Source organism: Microbacterium sp. NPDC089320, assembly GCF_040684875.1.
Lineage (GTDB): Bacteria > Actinomycetota > Actinomycetes > Actinomycetales > Microbacteriaceae > Microbacterium.
In genome coordinates this window covers 1-1,070 of sequence record NZ_JBFBGY010000012.1, presented here as the reverse complement: position 1 = coordinate 1,070, position 1,070 = coordinate 1, and the positions used below count along the sequence as shown (strand labels likewise).

The following is a 1,070-nucleotide window of genomic DNA, read 5'->3' as shown; positions in this document are numbered from 1 at the left end:
GCCCTCGACCTTCACGGCCACCGTGGCCGAGCCGCCCGAGGTGACCGCCGTGTCGACCTCGACGAACCCGCCGAGGATGACCGCGCCCGCCGGAATGACCGGCGACTTCGTGAGATCGATGTCGCCGACCGCGCCGCCGTCGACGGCGAAGTCGTAACGCGCCCGGACCACCTGCACCGAGCTGGTCGGGTACCCACCCGTGTACGGCATCTCTGCTCCTTTCAGACGCCGGTCACGGTGGCGAACGCCCGCGGCCGGTAGATGATGAACGCGACTCGCACGTCGGCGCGGACCGCCTGCTTGCCGTTGGTGAAGAAGTCCGCGTGGCTGTTGCTGATCTGCACGTCGATGCCGCGGCGCGTCGCGAGCTCGGAGTAGTTCGCGAAGTCGCCGACGACCGCGGTGCCCTCGGTGAGGCCGAACGCCTCCACCACGGGCAGACCCCAGATGCGGGCCGGGCCCGGCTCGCTCGGGCTGCCCCAGATGTAGATGCCGTCGGTGGTGCGCAGCAGGCGCACGTCCTGCCAGTCGGCCGGGTTCCACACCGTGACGTTCGGCATCGCCAGGCCGTTGACCTTGATCAGCGTCATGGCCTTGTACACCGCGTCCGGCGTCGGGTCGCCGCCCTTGGCCTGCGTCTGGATACCCGTCGTGTTCAGCAGACCGCGCAGGTTCACGCCCGTGCCGGACCCGACGAGGATCTGCGAGTCCAGCCGCTGGCGGACCATGAAAGGCAAGCGGTTGTTGAGGTACCCGCGCGCCCGGGGCTGGTCCTCCAGCGTCTCGTCCGTGATCGGGATCCACGTGCCGATCTTCCGGACCGGGCTCTGCTTCTCCTCCAGGCCCAGCGCGGACTCGGGGTACGGCCCGCCCTCGGGGATCTCGGCCGCGTTGTTCACGTACGTGGTCTCTTCCATGTACGTGACCGCGACCTGCGAGGTGGTGGTCTGCGGGATCAGGTCGATGAGCTGGATCGGCCGGGTGAGGAACTCCTCGATCCGCGGGCCGCGCGTCGTCTCCGGTGTCCACGCGCCGGTGTCGAACAGGCTCTTGAGCTCGATGTCCAGGTG

At 69.2% G+C, this 1,070-nt stretch carries 2 protein-coding genes; both read right to left on the bottom strand.

Features of this window, described 5'->3' with window-relative positions; genetic code table 11:
• Positions 1–210 (bottom strand): hypothetical protein (locus tag AB0N61_RS17670; protein WP_363365619.1); only part of this gene is annotated, 210 nt, incomplete at its 3' end.
• A gap of 11 nt (positions 211–221) precedes the next feature.
• On the bottom strand, positions 222–1,070 hold an 849-nt coding region (locus AB0N61_RS17665; protein ID WP_363365618.1), incomplete at its 5' end, for a phage major capsid protein.